This window comes from Frankia casuarinae (assembly GCF_000013345.1).
GTDB lineage: Bacteria > Actinomycetota > Actinomycetes > Frankiales > Frankiaceae > Frankia > Frankia casuarinae.
On the sequence record NC_007777.1, the window covers coordinates 2,389,392 to 2,407,393 of the forward strand.

Below are 18,002 nucleotides of genomic sequence, written 5' to 3' on the forward strand. Positions count from 1 at the left end.
TGATCAGGCCAGCAGGAGGAAGGCGTCCCAGCCCGACGTCGGGGCGGCGCCGGTGCCGGCGGTGTGCAGGGCGAGGGCGGCGCCGGCGGCGCCGTCGAGAAGTTCGGGGTCGCGCACGGTTGTGCCCATCTGTGCGATCAGCCTGGCTGACAGGCCGGGGAGTTCGGCGGTGAGCTGGGGATGGTGGGAGTCGGCCGCCATGCGCCAGGCGGACTGGAGTAGCCCGGCGGTGCCGTGACACAGGCCGATCTCGGTGAGCTGGTCGAGTTGCGCCTCATCGCGAAGTGCCGCGAGGAGCGCGTTCTCGGCGGCTTGCTGGCGTGCGGTGTCGCGCAGGGCCATGCCGGCGAGCTGTTGGGCGCGGGCGGTGCCGCTGACGCCGTAACACCAGGAGGGGCGGGGCCGCAGGGTTGCGGCGACCTTGCCTTCACGGACCTGGCGGAGGGTGATGAATCCGGGCCACCAGGGGCCGGTGTCGCCGTGCTGGCACCAGCGGTCGGTCCAGGCGCAGATCCGTGCGATCGCGTCGTCGGCGCCACGGACCGGCAGGCCGCGCAGGTGGGCCAGGGCAAGCAGGGCGAGGACGGCGCTGATGCCGTGCGCGAGGCCGACGTTGCCGTGTCCTTGGGGGAATTCGGGGCTGGGTTCGCCGTTGGGTGCAGAGTCCGTCCACCAGGGTGGGAGGTCGTCTCTTCCGGCCAGTGGTTCGGTCAGTCTGACCAGGTACGACAGCAGTTCGCCGGTGATCGGGTGATCGGGGTGGCGGCGCAGGTGGTAGACGCCGAGTCCGGTCAGGCCCCGGATCAGGTCGAACTCCTTCATCGCGGGCCGCCGGCTCTGTTCGATGCGTGTGTGGGCCGCGGCGAGTCGGGTGCGGGTCATGGCGACGACGGCCTGATCCAGATGGGCGAGGGCACGGTGGTACCGGCCTGATGGTCCGGCTGCGGTGTGCAGGGTGAAGGCCAGGGCCGGAGCGCCCAGGTACAGGCCCGCGTTGGCCGCCGCGGTCAGGGCGTCGGACGCGGCGGCGGACAGCCAGGCGTGCACGGTGCTCCAGTCGCCGTACCCGGAGCGGGCACGTTCGATGTGCAGCAGGGCGATGCCCGCCGCGCCGCCGGCGAGCGACTGCGGCCACGCCCTTCCCCCGGTCGGTCGGTGGGCGGCCCAGGCGGTGTGCGGGTCGGCTAGTGCTTCGGCAACAGTGTTCGCGGCGGCGAGCGCGTCCGGATCGGAGCTGGTCATGATGGGTTCCTCGTGCGCGCGGTCCAGCTCAGTGCGGCGGCGCGAGCCAGGTGCAGGCAGGCGCGTTCCCCGGCCAGGCTGACTCCGGCCATGCGGACATGGTGGAGATGCAGAAGATCAGGCAGCAGGGAGGTGGGGGCCTCCGCGCGGGTTTCCTGGAGGACGTGTCGGTAGGCGGTGAGTGCCTCGCGCCGGTGCGCCCAGCAGGAGAGGACGTGCTCGCCTCCGGGCTGTGCGGCCAGCGCGCGTGGGTCGGCCGGGTTCGCCAGGGCGACGGTCTGCTGGTACAGCGCGCGGGCTGGGGCGGACGGCTCCGTCCGGGTGTGGCTGATGAGCCAGCTCGTCGCCTCGGCGGTGTCGCCGATCAGGCCGGTCACGATGGCGAGCATGCTGGCGGCGGTCAGCGCGCGACGGTCGGGCCCGCTCTTCTCCCTGGAGGCGGCGAGCTGGGCGAGGGCCGCCGCTGAGTCGGCGGCGAAGTACGCCTCCGCGGCGTCCATCGCGGCGGTGCCCCCGAAGCGTGAGGTCTCGGGGAAGTAGGTGTCCCACTGCGCGCGGGAGATCAGGCCGGCGCGGCGGAGCCGCTGGGTCCAGGCACCGATCCGGTCGGCGGTCGGCGCCACACCGTCGGCGGTGACCGCGAGCCGCAGGCGCAGATGGTCGTCGGGGTCGTGGTAGCGCAGGAACCACCAGCGCGCCTCGCCCGCGGCCTGCTGCCCGTTCAGCTCGTGGACGAGGTGCGGCAGATGGCGGGTGAGGATGTCGTCCTGGCAACCGAGGCCGGCGTAGATCTTGACTGAGAACCGTGCGTCGCAGCCCGGAAGATGCCCATGATCGCGGCCAACGACCTGCGCCCGGCTGAACCAGCCCGGTGTCGCCGCCGGCGCGGCGACCGCTGCCAGGGGGACGACGATCTCGTGGGCATGCCCGCTGACCCAGCCGGCCGCGTCGGTGTCGGGGGCGGCGCGCAGCAGCGCGGCGCCGGAGCGGTCGAGGTGGGAGCGCAGCAGTACCCGGTGGGCCGGCTCAGACAGGTCCAGTCCGATGCGCTGGTCACCGTCGCCGAGGTAGACCGCCGAGGGGAGGTTGACCTGCTCCCGCCAGCTGGCCAGGGCACGGTCCCACTCCGTCCAGCCGGCCGCGGAGCCGGGCAGGTCCGCGGTCCCCAGCAGCCAGCGCGCTGGTGAGAGGACTGTTCGTCCATGCCGCAGCGCCGGCAGGAACGGTAGCTGGGCCGCGACCCCCCAGTCGAAGGGGGCGCAGGGAACGCTCAGCGCGGCCGGCGCCTCGGCGAGGAAACGCGCCAGCGGATGCGCGCGTCGCACCGGCTCCACCGCGTTGAGCGCCACCGGTTCCACCAGTTGGCGGCGGGAGAGCGAGAGCAGATAGATCCGGTGCACATCGGCCGTCACCACGATGTCGTCCAGAGGCAGCGAGTCCCCGTCCTCGCTGTCGTCGTACTCGCCGAGGGAGAGCCGGTGCGCCATGATCTGGGGGGCGCGTCCCACCGTGTCGGTGTTCGTGTAGCGAGCGGGCGCGGAGATCTGCACGCTCAGCGCGTCGCGGCTCGCGGTGGGAAGACCCGCGTACAGCGCGCGCATCCGCGCACTGTCCTTCGCGTCGAAGAGGTCGAGGAGTCGTCCGGTCGTGGTGCCGGCTCTGCGTGACACCCCGACGACCGCGAGGGTGAACGCGCCATCGTCGAGCGAGCGGGTGCTCGTGGCGTGGACGCGCAGGGTGAGTTCCGTGGTGGGCTGAACGTGGGCGTCCTGGTCGACGACCGTAAGGTCGCTGATCATCCTGTCGTCGAGGACGATCTCCCGTTCGCGGCGCAGCGCGGCGTTCTGCGCCAACGCCAACAGCTTCGCGTCCCGATCGGTGAACGTCACGCCCGCGGGTGCGGGACTGCCGGCGTAGCCGGCGGGATAACCCAGTCCGATCTCGGGGTCGACCGCGTCGAAAACGGGAACCAGAGCGCACGGCCCGTACCGTTCGAGGAACCGGCCATGCCAGGCGTCCCAGCCGGAGCTGAGCGTCGAGCGCCGCGCCAGGCGCACCAGCACGCCCGCCGCCGCTGCGGCCTCGACCGCGACCGCGCGGGGCACAGCCAGCGCCCAGTCCATCCGCAGATCAACCCGGAGTGCCGGCTCCGCCGAAGGGTGGACCTCAGCCATGTCCTCGCCGAGGCGCTCGCGGCTGCTGCGCGCGACGGTCCAACTCGACGCGCTGTCGTGGCTCCGCAGCCCATCGACAATCCCGTTCAGGCGTTCGGCGACCCAGGCCGCCTCGACGGTGACCGGCCCGCCATTTAGGGTCGTCTGGAGCACACCCACGACATGACGGAGAGGATCGCTCGCCGTCATCGGAGGCCGCAGGTTCGTGAGCAGGAACCGCTGCGCCACCAGATCGGCCAGAAGTCTGTCGACGACGTCGGCAGGGACCGGAGCGAACTCGGACGCGAGCCTGGCCGCGAGGTCGGAGAACCGCACCGAGCGGCGGCCGATACCCATCGCGGCGCGGACCGGTGCGTGCGCCCGCACCTGCACGCGCGTAGGAACACCGTCGGTGCCTCCTGCGGCACGGTGCTCCAGCACCAGATGGCCGTCCCGCTCGAACACGAGGTTGTTCGCCACCACATCCAGCCGCGCTCGGACGACCGGATCGGCTTCCAACCGGTCGACCACCGCGCAGAGCCAGCCAGCCTCGACCCGCGCGACGGCACGGTGCGCCACGCCTGCGCGCACCGAGGCGTGGTCAGCGACACGCACCGGCGCGACCCCCGCGAACAGGCCGAACGGTGTCGCCCGTCCCGACGCGCGAAGCCGGTAACGCATCACCGACAGCACTGCCCGCCGCACCCCGGCCTGGGGCACTTGGCGTCCGTCGCGGATCTCCCGAACGCGGCGAGCGAGCACAGGGCTGGCCTGCTCCAGCGCCATCTCGAAGGCGCGATTCTGCATCACCTCCCGTAACCAGAGGCGCCAGGACTCTGGTGTGGCCGCCGGTCCGACCAGGTCGGGCCATCGCTCGGCCACGTCCACGGGCGGGTTCACCGCGGCACGCACCACCAGGGAGTCGAGATGCTGATACACCAGCCGCTCCGTAGTCGGGCGGCGTCCGTCCGGCCGCCGAGGCCGGCCGTACGGACGCCGCGTTCTCAGGTCGTCGGGGCGCTGGTTACGGGCAGGTGGTCGAGCAGGCCGTCTCGCACGTCGTGCCGCAGCCGTCGTCGGTCATCCGGATGAGCCGGTCAGCGGCCGGTCCGGACTCGACGATCGAGATGTCCAGGTCCCATGTGGTGAAGTCCTCCTCCTGGTCTCGTCCCGCCTGCGGGGGCACGGCCAACACCGGGTCATCGAGCTGGATGGACATGAAGACCTCCTGGGTTGTGATGGTGGTGGTGCATTCCGGCTCCCGAGCATCCGTTCGGGAGCGCGGAAACTCAGGGCCAGCGGACAGCGACAGCGCCGTGCCGTTTCGGCACCAGCCCCACGGACGGCGCCGGCGTCCCCGCGGCCTTCGGGACGTATCGGATGTGGGCGGCACCGGAACGGCGGTGATCGCTGGCCCACCGGCGGAGCAGTTCCACGTAGTGCTCGGCGACGCGATCGGCGTCGGGACCGTGCGCGACGACGCCGCTCTCGAATCCGCCGGTCTTCTCGTTCGGGCGCTTGGTGCGGTAGGCGAAACTGCCACCGCTGACCAGCGTGGGCACACCTCTGGCGGCCGAGGGCGCGAAGCGGCCGTTCTGGACCTGCGTCTCGTCCACATGCAGGTGCGCGACCTGGGCCAGATTCGTGACGAGGAAGAACTCCAACTCGTCAGGAAGATCGAAGGCCGCTCCGGACCAGCGTTCCAGCCTCGGCGTGGCCAGCGCGTCGCGCAGCCCCTCGACGTCGAACTCCTGGGACGGGTCGTCGACCCGAAGCACGACCTCGTCGGTAATAGGGACGAGCCTTTCGCGGAACGTCCCGATGCCCTGCATCGGGACGAATCCGCACAGGCGATAGCTGCGGCTGACCAGACCGACGTCACCGTCCTCGTCGACCCGGTCGAACGCGATCGACCGGGTCAGCCCTCGTAGCCGGAGCGGCACAACGAGCCTGCCGCCGTTCGTGAGCTGCTCCTGCCAGGCTGGTGGGATGTCCCAGGCCCCTGCGGTCACGATAATCCGGTCGTAGGGTGCTTTTTCGGGTACGCCGGCCTCGGCGTCGGCCGCCACGACTTCAACATTTCGATAGCCGGCCGCGTCCAGACAGGCGCGGGCCCGGCTCACGATCTCCTGGTCGATGTCGACGGACGTCACCGAGCCTCCGTCGCCGACCATCTCCTGGATGAGGGCGGCGTTGTAGCCGCCCGAGCCAACCTCCAGGACACGCATTCCCGGTTCAAGTTCGGCCTGCTCCAACATGACCGCCTGAATGTGCGCGGCGGACAGCGAGCTGAGCGCCGCACCATTCCCATCGCGTTTAATCACAAGTGCTTTGTTTGCGGCGTAGACCGCCTCCAGCGGTTCGTCGGGTGCGAAAAGGTGCCGAGGCACCCTGCCCACAGCCGCAGCCACCTGCCCAGTCTTGATCGCGTCCCCCGTGGTGCGAAGCTCGTCCACCATCGCGGCACGCAACGTGGCCGCACTGTCGGTGGCGCTCGAATCTTGGACTGAAGTCATTTTTCGACACCTTAATGAGACGGGAAATGGCAGTCTAGGTCGCTCCTCTGACCCAGAATATGGAAGTGGCGATGAGCTAGGTGAAGGGAATGCTCCGATGATGTGTCGGCGGCAATGTCGAGTACGGCCGGGTGAGTACGACGCGACTGCGCCCCTGTCCAGCGCCAGCTCTTCCAGACGCCGACTCTCACGAATGGTTCGATCGGGAAGATGTACCGCGCCGGGGAAGATGCGGCTGGCCCCGGCCGCACCGGCGGATCTGGTCGGCCATCCGCTTCGCGGCCACGGCCACGCTGGGTCCGTAGGTAGTGCAGGTGATGTGCTCGAAGCCGGTACCGGCCCCATCGACCCGACGCGGCTCCCCGGTCGGCCAGGGCTGGCCGTCGGCGAACGCCGGTCGCCCCAGCGCTGGGGGGGAACGGCGAGACGCGCGCACGCGGACCGGGCGCGAACGCGACACAAGGACATGATCATCTCGCTTCCCTCGGGTGGTACGGCCCGCGCACCGATCAAGATCGGTGGATGCCGCGTATGGCGCCACACCACGATGGCTGGAGCCCGGGGGGCAAGTCATTCCCACCACGACGAAGCTTCTCTTCGGCTCCCGAGAGACACCTGACCTGCGCAGACAGTGGTGTCAGGGTGCATCTATCCGGCGCGATCATGCCGATTCGTTCGGCAGGCCCGCCGGCCTCGGCCTCGATCACCTGTCTGGGACCACGGCGACCTGAACCTGCTACCGCGTTCCGACGGCGTCTGGTCCGGCTCCACCGACGATGCGGCTCCTTCGCGCGACCCGCGGCGCCTCTCTCCCGGCTGATCCTGAGCGGACGGCTGTCGGTGACAGACGGCTACGGACTCGGCCGGCAGCGGGAGGCTGCGGCCTCCGAAGCTGATCGACTGCCGGTGTCTGCCGCGTCAGGGCAGGCACGCGCTGCCCTCGGCTGCGGCGGCTGGGTGTGCGCTTGCGCCTTGGTCTGGCGACATGTGCCGGGCGGCTACGGCGTTGGGCCAGGGGCTCCGCCGACCCGCGTCCGGACTGGCGGCAGGTCGCCTCTCCTTCGCAGTGTCCGCGACATCGACGATCACACGGAAGCGCCGGCCGCACAGGAAAGTCCTTTTGAGACGATTGCGCCATGCGCCTGCTGATCCTGGGAGGAACCTGGTTCGTCGGCCGTGTCCTGGCTGAGGACGCGGTGGGCCGTGGCTGGGCGGTCACGACGTTCAACCGGGGTAGGTCCGGACCGGATGTCGCAGGGGTCCACCCGTTGCGCGGCGACCGAACCGACGTCCAGGATCTTGAACGCCTCGCGGCGGCGGGGCCGTGGGATGCCGTGGTGGACGTCGGCGGAGCGGAGCCCCGCTCGGTCGGCCTGGCCGCTCAGGTTCTGGGCGCGCAGGCCGGTCGGTACGTGTTCGTGTCGACCGTCTCGGTGTATCGCGACTGGCCCGCGTCCCCGGTCGACGAATCCTCACCTCTACATCCGGGAAACCCCGATCTTGTGGTGGAAGATCCTCGCTGGGACGCGGTGCGGTACGGCCCCCACAAGGCCGGGTGTGAGGCCGCGGTCCGGCGGAGCGTTTCCCCGGATCGGCTGCTCATGGTGCGGCCGGGGGTGGTTCTCGGCCCGTACGAGTACGTCGGACGGTTGCCGTGGTGGCTTCGGCGGATGGCGCGCGGCGGGCGGGTGCTGGCCCCCGCACCCGCCGACAGGCCGATCCAGCCTGTGGACGTGCGTGACCTCGCGTCGTTCCTGCTCGACCTGATCGGGCGGTCGGCCAGCGGCATCTTCAACGTCGCGGCGCCCACCGGCCACGCGACCTACGGCCGGATGCTGGACGCGTGCGCTGCGGCGACGCGGGACGTCCGAGGCGCAGATGAGATCGAGGTTGTCTGGGCGGAACCCGATTGGTTGGTCGAACAGGGGGTGCGTCAGTGGACGGAGATCCCGCTGTGGCGGGTGCAGCCAGGGACATGGCGCCTGGATGCGACCCGCGCGGCGGCGGCGGGCCTGCGTTGCCGGCCGATCGAGAAGACGGTCCTGGCCACGTGGGCGTGGCTGGCGGCCGGTGGCGCTCCGGTCCGGCATGAACGTCAGGACGAGCACGGTTTCGACCCCGACAGAGAGCGCCGCCTCGTCGACCTGTGGGAGTGCCGGTCACAGGCCGCCTCCGGCGAGAAGGGCCTGGTGTGAGTGGGCGTTCTGCACGCTTTCGTCGGGCCTCAGCTTGAGTTGATCTCTGGGGTGGCCGGTGGGTCGGGCTGGGGCAGGACGAACAGGCCGGGATCGGGCTCGGTGAGAACACCCCGCTCTACCAGCCGTTTCAGCCGGGCCCGCATGCTCTCGACATGCCGGGGCTCGGTGCCGCCACCCAGCGCCCGGCACACGTCCTTGGCGTGCAGCCCGTTCCCGCCCCGGGTGAACACGGCCAGCACCTCCCGATACCCCGGCGGCAGCGGCTCGGCCGGTGCGGCGTCGTTCTCGGCGGCCAGGTCCAGCACCGTCTCCCGGGTGATCTCCAACCGTTCCAGGGCACGTTCAGCGGCGGCGAGCTGCCCGGTGAGCCGGGCGATCTCCTCCCGCAGCTTTTCGACGGCCCGCCCGGCGCGGGCCCGCCGAGCCTCGATCTGTTCCAGCACCTCCCGCACCGGCACTCCGCTCGTCATTCCCGACACTCCCGCCGGTCAGACCGGCGGGTCACGCCAGGTCGGGGTGGCCGCCCCGGTCAGCCGGCGGGCCATCACCTCCACCATCGACCAGTGGATCATCGCTACCGCGCTGGCCGGTTTCGCCTCGTAGTCCCGGGCCAGCCGCCGGTGCAGCATCAACGTGCCCAGGGTCTGCTCAACCCGCCACCGCTTCGGGAGCGGGGTGAACCCCCGCGCTCCCGGCTCGCGTCCGACGACCTCGACATCGATGCCCAGACCGGCGCCGTGCTCGACGACGGTGGTCTTGAACCCGGCGTCCACCCACGCCTTGCGCACCGGCGGGGCGGCGGCGGCGACCCGGTCCAGCAGGGCGGTGCCGATGGTGTTGTCGTGCACGCTGGCCGCGACCACGACCACGGCGATGAGCAGTCCCAACGTGTCGACGGCGATCCCGCGTTTACGGCCCGGGCTTTTCTTTCCCGGGTCCAGGCCGGTCGTGCCCTTCGGGGCGTTGGTGGAGGACCGGACGGTCTGGGAGTCCAGCACGACCGCGCTCGGGTCGGCTTTCCTGCGGTGGTGCTCACGGACCAGCCAGCGCAGCAGGTCGTGGATCGTCTCGGTGGTGCCGTCGTCGCGCCACTGGCCGAAGTAGTAGTACACCGCGGACGTCGGGGGCAGGTCGTGGGGCAGGTAGCGCCACTGGCAGCCGGTCCGGGCCTGGTAGAGGACCGCGTTCACGATCTCCCGCATGTCGTAGCCACCCTCGTGCCCGCTAGCCGAGGGATGCCGGGCCTTCCACGCGGTGAGGACCGGGCGGATCAGGTCCCACGCCTCATCGGACAGGTCACTGGGGTACGGCTTGCGTTCTGCCATGTCTTCCAGCAGAACGCGCCAGCCGGCGAACGCAAGACGATCAACTCCGCACCCCAGAGATCAACTCAAGCTGAGACCCGGCGAAAGCGTGCAGAACGCCCACTGACAACAGGATCAGCGTGCCGGTCGACCACTATCCAGACGGGCTGCCTGCGGCCGGCAGCCCGGTCCGGTGCGACGACAGAGAGGGCCGCCGCGCGAGACCTGGTGACGGTGCGCCTGGACATGGAGGCGTTCGTGTCCGAGACGAACCTCGGACGGCCCCTGAAGGGAGCGACGACGGCCCGCGCGGAGCAATGGTGATCCCTCGCCCCCGGTCGAGGCAGGGCCGGGCGCGACCAGGCCGCCAGGCCGCACCTGCCGGCCTGGTCGCGCCCACGGCGGCGGCACGCATAGACCCTGCGCAGGAACGAGCGTTCCGAGCCAGGACCAGCCAGGCCGCCGCCCTCTACGCCTGGTACGAGGACGCGCTTCGACAGCTACACCGCCACGGACCGGGCCACCGGTCTGGCCCCTTCCCCTGTCCAGAGACGGAGCCGGAGTGCGGCACGCCGGCTAGCTCGGCTTCCCGCACGCCGCCCAGGCGATCAGTCATCCGCCGGCGCCGAGTGCAGGGCCGCGGACCCAGCAGGGAGACGGTCTACGCGATCATCGACCACCCATCGAAAGCGCTAGCCCCGCCGCTCTCGCCGCGCACGTCCGCCGACGCTGGGCCATCGAGGTGCGACATGAAGTCGCACTGTCTGTCAGGCGGGTTAGCCCGCGGGCACGGGCTCGTCGCCGGGACAGAGCCGAGATCCCTCGACGGCCAGGGCGATGCCGGTCCACAGCTGGTTGCGGGCACGCAGCGCGTCCATCGTGGTTCGGGTGCATTCCGCCCACAAACGGTCGTCTTGGCCGCAGAGGTCGACCAGCATCTGCATCGCCATAGGGGTATGCTCCTCGCCGTCCACCTGGATGTGGCGGACGAGGTAGTCCCGGAAGGTGCGCAGCCGTGGCTCATCGGCGTTGGCGCGGATGACGTGGTCGAACATGTCCGGGATGAGGTCCTCCCGGCCGAAAGCGAACGCGGCGGCCTGGCTGTGGGCCGGGGCGTTGGTAACGAGATCCCAGGTCCAGCGAACGAAACCGGCGGCCGGAGCGGGGGCCTCGGCGGCGACCAGCGCGGCAGGCACCTCGGTCCCGTCCGAGATCAGCTGAAGGAACTCCTTGATCCGCGAGGTGTCGGCACCGGCCTCCTCCATCGCGCCAAGGTAGAGCTCGAAGTGGCTGGTGAAGCCGCCGAGGAGCTCGTCGCTCTCCTCGACCAGGACGATGTCGTTGATGAGCCGCCGGCCGGCGGCCCGGCCCCGGGGAACCCACGGGATATCCACGCAGGTGAGCTCTGCCTGGAGCGACTTGAGCAACGACATGAAGTCCCAGACGGCGAACACATGGCTTTCCATGAAGACCTGCACGTCGTCCAGCGTCCGCATGCAGCTGTAGATGGGATGGTCGATGATCCCCGACCGCTCTTTGTCGATCTTTCGACGAATCTCCTCGATCCTAGGGTCGATGAGATCCCAGTTATAGCGCGACATGCGTCCACCTTATCTCGGTCGGTGCCCGGGCGGATTGAGCCCTCGCGGGCCCGGTCCTTGCCACGAGTCATGAGAGATCGGGCGGTGGAGCTGGAAATCGCTCTCGCCGACCCGGTGTTCCGTTTTCCGTGATCCCGTCCCCGCGCCGGGCGTGATGGTGAAGATTTTCGTCTCCGGGCTAGCCGGCCCACGCGAGATGCCGCGAGAGATTCTCGCCGCCGATATCTACAGCGTTGTGCCGGCGAACCGGCACGGACTTCCCGTTCGTAACCTGGTCGCTGGCGACCGTGAGGCAGCCGACCTGCGGCAGGAAATCTACGGCATCAGTGGCCCGCTCGTGGTCAACACGGCAATCAGACCTCTCCTGGCGTCGGAGGAGCGCATGGTCGCGCGCCTTGGCGGAGCTCCGTCAGCGCTATTTCGGGATTCGGTACGAGGAACCGAAGCGCAGACCTGTCGCACCTGACGAGCTACCGGAACAGTTTCCCTTGCAACTTCGCGAACTCATTGAGGTTGTTCCCGGAGATGGGGCTGTCCGCGAACAATGGCGAATGCTCTAACATCAGCACTCGACGGACTTTCAGGACCGCCGCCCGGCGCAACTCTAGCACGCGAGGCGACGATGTCCAGCGGCGAATCGAACAGGCGTGGCCGACAGAAGCTCGTGAAACTGCCACTATTTTTTTCGGAACTCGAACGCGTGCACCCGCTGACCTGCGGGTTCTTTACCGGACCTGAACCGGGGCGTCGGGTGCGATCAGGCCGGCGCCCGGCGCGGACGCGACGGCTGGCCAGGTCACGGCGCTGCTGGAGGCCTGGGGTGCTGTCGCCCTGGCGACATGGAGAGAGCGGCGCCCTGCCGCGCGGATGGTCTCGGGGGCGGGCAGCCACGACCGGTGGCGATCATCCGGGAGGCAGGCAGGACCCCACAGTGCATGCGGCCCGGCGTCCTCGGCGGGCAGGTCGTGCGGGGCCGGGGCGGCACGGAGGCGGGCTGCGGAGCGGCGGGGACCCTGGACATGTAATGTCCAGGGTGTACACACGGGCGCTGGCCGGTCACGCGACAGAGTCCGCGCAGCGTTGAGCGCGCTCGGACTGATTCGCCTGTGCGCCTGCCTGACGCCCCCGCTCACCGGACCGGCTCGTGCCGCCCCATGGATAGTTCCTGGATGTTTTCGACTAAGGATGTGAATAAAATCAAGGCGCGAATGGACCTCCGTGCGACCGCTGGCGATGGTCTGCGGGCGTTGTCCGCTCTGGAATCCTACATCAATGCGAGCGATATCTCCCGTGGCGTTCTGGACCTGGTCCGGCTGCGGGTGAGCCAGATCAACGGATGCGCCTTCTGTGTCGACCTGCACGCCTACGACCTGAAGCAAGCGGGTGAGAGCGACGAGCGGATCTGGGCGCTCGCTGCCTGGCGGGACGCCCCGTACTATTCCGAGGCGGAGCGGGCGGCACTGGCGTTGGCGGAGACGGCGACCCGACTGCACGACAACCCGAACGGTGTCATGGAGCCGGTGTGGGACCTTGCCGCCATGTATTATCCCGAGGGCCAGCTCGCGGTCCTGGTACTGGCGATCGCTTCCATCAACGCGTGGAACCGGATCAACGTGGCCAACCGGCAGGTGGCCGGCGCGGCCCGGCACGCAGGCCCCTGACCTCCCAGCGACCGACAGCCTCCCCGAGGCGGACGTCGGCATGCTCGACGGTGATCGGTGGCGTTCGCCGGCGCGGCTGGCCGGCGTCCGCGCATGGTCGTGCACAGGCCGAGGGCAGGCGGCCGGCGTGGCCGTCAGGCGACCACTGAGCGACTGAGCGCTGCCCGCCGCCACCGGGAGACCTGGCTTCATACGAACAGCTCCGAGGCCCGGAAGAAACGGTCGATCCGCTTGATCATTCCGACCCCCAGCCCCTGTGTCACCAAGGCCTCGACGAGCCGCTCGATTTCGCCGGGCTCGTCGGTCAGGGTTCTCGCTAGCAGGAGCACCTCGCCCGCCTCCGCGGTTTGGTACTGCTCCCGCACGCCGTTCACGGATGCGATCCGTTCGCACAGATCCGCGAGCGGGACAGCGCCAGCACGCCCGATGATGATATAGTTGGCGGTCACCCCTAACTCCTTTCGGACGGTATGCACCCGTCCAGCTCTCGCAATCTCTCCCGATCGGTCCAAGCCGGCGGCCCGAGTGCCCCGCGCTGCCGGTGCGAGGTGGCGGCCGCGCCGGGCCGGCGTCGCTCAGGAGACGCCCGTCCGCCCACCCCGCACCGGGCCACTACGCCAGCAGCACGGGGACGGAGGAGTAACTGTGCGGATTGAGATGCCGACCAAGCTGTGGTTCGCCGCTCAGCCTGAGCTGCGGGTACCTGGTGAACAGACCACCGACGACGGCCCGGAGCTGGATCCTGGCCAGGGCCGCGCCCAGGCAATAGTGAGGCCCGGAGCCGAACGCCAACGACGACCCCGCGGCGCGGGTTGGGTCTATCTGGTTCGGCTCCGGAAACATCGCGGGATCGCGCAGCGCGGCGCCGAGCAGAAGAACGACGTGGGCGCCCGCCGGAACCTCGTGACCCGCGACGACAGTGCCCGACTCGAGCGCTCTGCGCCCGACGATGTGGATCGGTGCCGCGAGCCGGATCACCTCCTCCACGAATGGCGTGGAGTCGGGCCCCCTGAGATCGCCGAAATCGGTGCCTCTGGGGTCCCGCAATATTTCCACCACGGCGTTAGCGATCAGGCCGATCGTAGTCTCGACCCCGGCGACCACGACCGCGACCAGGGTGGCCAGCACATCGCTCGTGTCCAGCCCGCCCGCGTCGGCTGAGGCGAGCAGCCGATGGACTAGACCGTGTTCCCATCGCGCACCCAGCCGCGCCGCAAGCTCCGACCGCTGTTCGATGATCCTCTTGAAGAACGCTACGAGCGTGCGGCTGGCCTCGGCCGCGTGCTTAGCGTCGTCGGCCGAGTGCCACATCAGGGGGCTGCCCAGCACGACGAGTCGCGGCATCAGGCCCGGCAGGAAATCCAGCTCTCCAGGGCCGACTCCGAGGAAGGTGCTCAGCGTGTACAGCTGGAGCGGCCAGGCGACGTCATGGCACACATCAATCGCCTCGCCGGCTTTGGCGGCGCCGGCCAACGCGCCGAGGACCTCGTCGGTGGCCGTCTCCAGACCCTCCTCAAGCAGCCGCAGCGCCCGGGGCACGAGCAGGCTCTGCGCGACCGTCTTGACGGCGCGATGATCTGCGCCGTTCAGGAAGAGAAGCGAGTCGAAGAAGGGCGACCATGCCTCGTCGGCCCAGCCCGGACGATGACGGGCCCGCAGCGCGGCATCCTCCACCGCCAGGCGAGGGTCCCGCAGAGATTCCGAACAGCGGGCGTGGCTCACCAGGTACACAGTGCCCAGGGGAGATCGGAACGATTCGCCCTGCTGATGGAGCTCCGCGTAGAGGGGGAACGGATCCGGCCGGGGAAGGGTGGCAAGTAGCGTGGTCAGCAACTGGTTCGGGCCCTTGGACGCTCGCGGTGCGGTGTTCCTCACCAGGGCCCTCGCTCCAGGTCGGCCGCGGCAATGGCACCCACTCGTCCGGCGAGCCGTTGTCCCTCGGCCCAGTCGAGGTCGTCGGAATGAACCCGGAGGTCCACGTATCGGGTACCGCACAGGACGTCCCGCTCCGTCACGGCCTCCAGGACCGCGACAAGCTCCACCCGGCTGCTGGCGTCGAGCTTTCCCGGCCGGATCGACAAGGGCAGGCCGCCTCCCGGCGGGGGGGCCGGAACCGAGGAGTTGGCGGGCAACGGCGACCAGGGGTGCGCGTCCCGGCGAACTGTCGGCGTCCGGCGCGCGGCCGCAGCGGAGATGAGCTCGTACCACGCCCCGTCCTGGGCCTTCAGCCGAGACGCCGTGCCCTGTCCGGTACGGGTGGCAAGTGACCAGGCGAGTTCGGGGGTCGAGAGCTCGTTCCAGCGGTTCGTGACGGTTGACAACCATTCGGCGCTACGGCTCGCTAGTCGCTGCGCCCGCCGGGTCCGCACCTGCCGCACTTCGTCGAACGAGACGATGGCTTCTCTCGGGTCGCGGCATTTCGCGACGTGGTCGCCGAGAACGATGCCGTCCTCGATCGCCAGGCTGGTGCCGAGCCCGACCGAGAAATGCACCGGGTGGGCCCGGTCCCCGACCTGAACGGACTTCCGTGTCGGATCTTCCGGGTAACCGGTCTTCCGGAATCGTTGCACTGTAGGCGAGGCATCGTCGAGCGCGTGGCCGGCGAGCACGTCGGCGAACAGACGCTCGCAGACGGTCCGCACCCACGCGTCAGCCGGGGCGGTCTCGTCGGGTGCGAGGCGCCGCGCCGCCCGCCATGCCGCCGCGGCGCCTTCGACGATGAATGCCGAGTGGCCTAGGCGATAGGTGTAGGCATGGGCGGTCAGAAGGTGCCCGTCGACCTCCGCGAAGGCGAAGGTGAGGCAGTCGAAGGCGCGGCGCGTACTGAGCCAGACGAACAGATCATCCGAGTCGCGGACCAGAGCGCTCGACACGTCCGGCACGCGATCGTGCCGCGCGCCGCGCGCGTCGATCACGAGGTCGGCGTCGTCGAGGTCCGCTGGCGCCGCCGGCCGGCCACAGGTGATCTCGCAACCAAGCGACTCCGCCTCCGCCCGAAGCTCGCTGATCAGGACGGACCGCGCGATCGCCCATCCAGGATGGCCCGACAGCGTAACGGAACCCTGACCCCTACCGAAGACGGAGATGCCGTTCCAGCGCACGAATCTGCGGAACACGCGGCTCGCCCAGGCGAATCCGCCGGCCGAGTGGCCGGCGACGACGAATGGATTGAGAAGGATGCCGAAGCCCTCATCGTGGAGACTCTTCCTCCGCTCGACGACGGTGACGGCGGCGGAACGGGCCGACCGTCGCCTGATGGCGACCGCCGCGGCGAGCCCGGCCGGGCCAGCGCCCAGCACGATGCATTTCATGACCACGTCCTCCGGTCATCCCTTCGTGATGGCCTGCGTGACCGAGGCGGTAACGCACAGTTCGTCGCCCTGCCGGAGCTCGACGGCGAGGTCGACGATGCGGATGTTCGCTGACTGGATCGCGGTGCGGGCGCACAGGCGGCCCGGAAATACGGGCCGCAGGAACTTCACCGTGATCTCGGCGGTTGAGAAGGCGGACCGATCGCTGATGCTGTCCAGCGTCGCCACGGCTCCGAGGTGGTCTACCAGGCAGGCGAGCCAGCCTCCGAAGATGCTCTTGTTGCCGATGAAACGGTCACCAAGGTCGAACTCCGCACGGAAGGTGCCATCGGAGGCCCGGTCCACCGGAGGGAGGCCGAGGTTACGCGCCAGCGGTGTGTTCCACAGGACCGGCTGGCCGGATTCCGCCGGCTGGCTCAGGTCGTGCATCCCGGCCGCACCTTTCCCCTCAGTACGGGTGCACCCGCCGTTTCGTCCGTGGTTCGGCCTGGTCGCTGGCCGGCCCGGAGGGTTGTTCCACCGATCGGCGCGGACCGCCTGCCGAGACTCACCGCGCCTGCCGCGGGCCGGCGCCACGGCGCTGGCTGGTGAGGGTGAACAGGGCCGCGACGAGGGCGAAAGCCGATGCCTCGTAGATCAGGCCATGTTCGATGCCGACTCTGAGCGACCCCAGATCGACCGAGGGGCTCAGGTGGATGGGGAAGAAGAGCCCGAACAGCAGAATGCCGATCGCACCGCCGATCTGCTGGCCAGTGGAGAGCGCGCCGCCGACGGAGCCCGCTTCCTGGGGAGGTGCAAGCGCCAATACCAGCCGAAGCACGGTGGAGACCACGAGCCCCAGGCCCGCTCCGGTGACGATCAGCGCGGGGGCGGCCCCGGCCACCAGCCAGCCGCGGCTGAGGTGCGCCACCAGCAGGCAGGTGCCCAGCGAGCCCAACGCGCATAGCAGAGCGCCGCTGACGACGACGGTGCGGATGCTGGTGCGCGCCACGAGCCGGCTCGACGCCTTGGCTGTGATCGCGGCACCGATCCCGTAGGGGGCAAGGCTCAGACCAGCCGCGAGCGGGCTCGCACCGGCGCCTTCCTCGAGGAAGATCGAGAAGTACAGGAAGAAACAGGTGCTGGCCGCGAAGAACAGAAAATATGCGATCGCGGCCTGGAGGAGCTGCCTTTCCCTGAACGCGCTGACCGGGAAGGTGCAGGGCAGCTGCCGATCGTGGCGAAGACGCTGGTGCCAGGCATACAACACCGCGGCCGGTGCGGCACATACCAGCAGCAGCAGCGCCCACAGCGGCCACCCGAGCGAGCGTCCCAGGGTCAGCGGGAGCGCTATCGCGGTCACCAGTGCGGCGATTCCGAGCGCGCCGACGACGTCCAGCTGCCCGTTGAGCGAGGACCGGCCCCCGCTGGCCACTCGTGGGGTGCCGCTCCACGCCCACAGGCAGAACGGCACGTTGATCAGGAAGACCAGCCGCCAACTGAACGAGCTCGGAGCGCTGTAGACGATCACTCCGGCCACAATCGGCCCGACGACGGTGGCCAGACTCATAATCATGCTCATCGCCGCGACCAGACCGACCTGTCGATCCGCCACCGCGCCGCGGATGATTCCCAGAATCTGTGGGAAAAGGACACCCGCGGCTAGGCCCTGGACTACCCGGAAGGCGATGAGGCAGCCGATGTTTGGTGCCGCGGCGCAGGCGATCGAGGTCAGCGCGAAGGCCGCCAGTCCGATCCGAAAGGTCTCCGGGCGGCCTCGCCGGTCGCCGACGGCGCCGGCGGCTACGAGGACCGACGCGTAGCCGATCTGATAACCGGCGATGGCGAGCTGCAGGCTCCCGATGCTCGCGTTGAACTGATCCCGCATGACGGGGGAGACGACATTCAGGATCGACGTGTCCGCGAGGACCATGCCCGCGGCTAGGAGGATTCGCGGGTAGGCCGGCTCAGCCGCGGGGCCCGCGGCGGTTTGGCCAGGCGCGGCGACCGCTCCCGACCCGGCGCCAGACATGGCCG

General features: G+C 69.8%; 14 protein-coding genes. 2 read left to right on the forward strand and 12 right to left on the reverse strand.

Features of this window, described 5'->3' with window-relative positions:
• Nucleotides 1-3: 3 nt before the first annotated feature.
• From FRANCCI3_RS10215 to fxlM, 4 genes are all read right to left on the reverse strand, one after another.
• Nucleotides 4-1,242: a lanthionine synthetase C family protein gene (locus FRANCCI3_RS10215; RefSeq protein ID WP_011436463.1), complete on the reverse strand. Its 1,239-nt coding sequence runs from the start codon at nucleotides 1,240-1,242 to the stop codon at nucleotides 4-6.
• The gene (locus tag FRANCCI3_RS10220) at nucleotides 1,239-4,334 is read right to left on the reverse strand and encodes a lantibiotic dehydratase (protein WP_011436464.1); all 3,096 of its coding nucleotides are present in this window, start codon (nucleotides 4,332-4,334) and stop codon (nucleotides 1,239-1,241) included. Before FRANCCI3_RS10220 ends, FRANCCI3_RS10215 begins: the two co-directional genes overlap by 4 nt.
• Nucleotides 4,335-4,419: 85 nt before the next feature.
• Entirely contained in the window at nucleotides 4,420-4,614 is a 195-nt protein-coding gene (locus tag FRANCCI3_RS10225; protein ID WP_023841893.1) for an FxLD family lanthipeptide, read from the reverse strand.
• A gap of 70 nt (nucleotides 4,615-4,684) precedes the next feature.
• A complete protein-coding gene (gene fxlM / locus FRANCCI3_RS10230) occupies nucleotides 4,685-5,911 on the reverse strand; it encodes a methyltransferase, FxLD system (protein WP_011436465.1) in 1,227 nt (408 codons plus the stop codon).
• A gap of 1,136 nt (nucleotides 5,912-7,047) precedes the next feature.
• Between fxlM and FRANCCI3_RS10240 the strand changes: the two genes are divergently transcribed.
• The gene (locus FRANCCI3_RS10240) at nucleotides 7,048-8,106 is read left to right on the forward strand and encodes an NAD-dependent epimerase/dehydratase family protein (protein WP_011436466.1); all 1,059 of its coding nucleotides are present in this window, start codon (nucleotides 7,048-7,050) and stop codon (nucleotides 8,104-8,106) included.
• 29 nt (nucleotides 8,107-8,135) lie between these two features.
• Here FRANCCI3_RS10240 and FRANCCI3_RS10245 read toward each other — a convergent pair whose 3' ends face one another.
• From FRANCCI3_RS10245 to FRANCCI3_RS10255, 3 genes are all read right to left on the reverse strand, one after another.
• Nucleotides 8,136-8,579: a hypothetical protein gene (locus FRANCCI3_RS10245; RefSeq protein WP_011436467.1), complete on the reverse strand. Its 444-nt coding sequence runs from the start codon at nucleotides 8,577-8,579 to the stop codon at nucleotides 8,136-8,138.
• Between the two features lie 18 nt (nucleotides 8,580-8,597).
• Nucleotides 8,598-9,434, reverse strand: coding sequence for an IS5 family transposase (locus FRANCCI3_RS10250; RefSeq protein WP_011435557.1), 837 nt, complete (start codon nucleotides 9,432-9,434; stop codon nucleotides 8,598-8,600).
• Between the two features lie 755 nt (nucleotides 9,435-10,189).
• Nucleotides 10,190-11,014 (reverse strand): DUF3050 domain-containing protein, encoded by an 825-nt coding sequence (locus FRANCCI3_RS10255; RefSeq protein WP_011436468.1) that lies wholly within the window; start codon nucleotides 11,012-11,014, stop codon nucleotides 10,190-10,192.
• Nucleotides 11,015-12,183: 1,169 nt separating this feature from the next.
• Here FRANCCI3_RS10255 and FRANCCI3_RS10265 point away from each other — a divergent pair.
• Nucleotides 12,184-12,675, forward strand: coding sequence for a carboxymuconolactone decarboxylase family protein (locus FRANCCI3_RS10265; RefSeq protein WP_236701542.1), 492 nt, complete (start codon nucleotides 12,184-12,186; stop codon nucleotides 12,673-12,675).
• A gap of 188 nt (nucleotides 12,676-12,863) precedes the next feature.
• Here FRANCCI3_RS10265 and FRANCCI3_RS10270 read toward each other — a convergent pair whose 3' ends face one another.
• The 5 genes from FRANCCI3_RS10270 to FRANCCI3_RS10290 form a co-directional block, all read right to left on the reverse strand.
• Nucleotides 12,864-13,124, reverse strand: a complete 261-nt coding sequence (locus FRANCCI3_RS10270; RefSeq protein ID WP_011436471.1) for a hypothetical protein — start codon at nucleotides 13,122-13,124, stop codon at nucleotides 12,864-12,866.
• Nucleotides 13,125-13,287: 163 nt separating this feature from the next.
• Nucleotides 13,288-14,550, reverse strand: a complete 1,263-nt coding sequence (locus FRANCCI3_RS23375; protein WP_011436472.1) for a cytochrome P450 — start codon at nucleotides 14,548-14,550, stop codon at nucleotides 13,288-13,290.
• Nucleotides 14,547-15,986, reverse strand: coding sequence for a 2-polyprenyl-6-methoxyphenol hydroxylase and related FAD-dependent oxidoreductase-like protein (locus FRANCCI3_RS26890; protein ID WP_011436473.1), 1,440 nt, complete (start codon nucleotides 15,984-15,986; stop codon nucleotides 14,547-14,549). Before FRANCCI3_RS26890 ends, FRANCCI3_RS23375 begins: the two co-directional genes overlap by 4 nt.
• Before the next feature lie 15 nt (nucleotides 15,987-16,001).
• Nucleotides 16,002-16,415, reverse strand: a complete 414-nt coding sequence (locus FRANCCI3_RS10285) for a PaaI family thioesterase (protein ID WP_011436474.1) — start codon at nucleotides 16,413-16,415, stop codon at nucleotides 16,002-16,004.
• Nucleotides 16,416-16,533: 118 nt separating this feature from the next.
• Nucleotides 16,534-17,997, reverse strand: a complete 1,464-nt coding sequence (locus tag FRANCCI3_RS10290) for an MFS transporter (protein WP_083771075.1) — start codon at nucleotides 17,995-17,997, stop codon at nucleotides 16,534-16,536.
• Nucleotides 17,998-18,002 lie beyond the last annotated feature (5 nt).

Bases quoted from the DNA above. Each gene is read 5' to 3' on its own strand.
- FRANCCI3_RS10215 (WP_011436463.1), bottom strand. From the start codon at position 1,242: ATGACCAGCTCCGATCCGGACGCGCTCGCCGCCGCGAACACTGTTGCC.
- FRANCCI3_RS10225 (WP_023841893.1), bottom strand. From the start codon at position 4,614: ATGTCCATCCAGCTCGATGACCCGGTGTTGGCCGTGCCCCCGCAGGCG.
- fxlM (WP_011436465.1), bottom strand. From the start codon at position 5,911: ATGACTTCAGTCCAAGATTCGAGCGCCACCGACAGTGCGGCCACGTTG.
- FRANCCI3_RS10240 (WP_011436466.1), top strand. From the start codon at position 7,048: ATGCGCCTGCTGATCCTGGGAGGAACCTGGTTCGTCGGCCGTGTCCTG.
- FRANCCI3_RS10245 (WP_011436467.1), bottom strand. From the start codon at position 8,579: ATGACGAGCGGAGTGCCGGTGCGGGAGGTGCTGGAACAGATCGAGGCT.
- FRANCCI3_RS10250 (WP_011435557.1), bottom strand. From the start codon at position 9,434: ATGGCAGAACGCAAGCCGTACCCCAGTGACCTGTCCGATGAGGCGTGG.
- FRANCCI3_RS10255 (WP_011436468.1), bottom strand. From the start codon at position 11,014: ATGTCGCGCTATAACTGGGATCTCATCGACCCTAGGATCGAGGAGATT.
- FRANCCI3_RS10265 (WP_236701542.1), top strand. From the start codon at position 12,184: ATGTTTTCGACTAAGGATGTGAATAAAATCAAGGCGCGAATGGACCTC.
- FRANCCI3_RS26890 (WP_011436473.1), bottom strand. From the start codon at position 15,986: ATGAAATGCATCGTGCTGGGCGCTGGCCCGGCCGGGCTCGCCGCGGCG.
- FRANCCI3_RS10285 (WP_011436474.1), bottom strand. From the start codon at position 16,415: ATGCACGACCTGAGCCAGCCGGCGGAATCCGGCCAGCCGGTCCTGTGG.
- FRANCCI3_RS10290 (WP_083771075.1), bottom strand. From the start codon at position 17,997: ATGTCTGGCGCCGGGTCGGGAGCGGTCGCCGCGCCTGGCCAAACCGCC.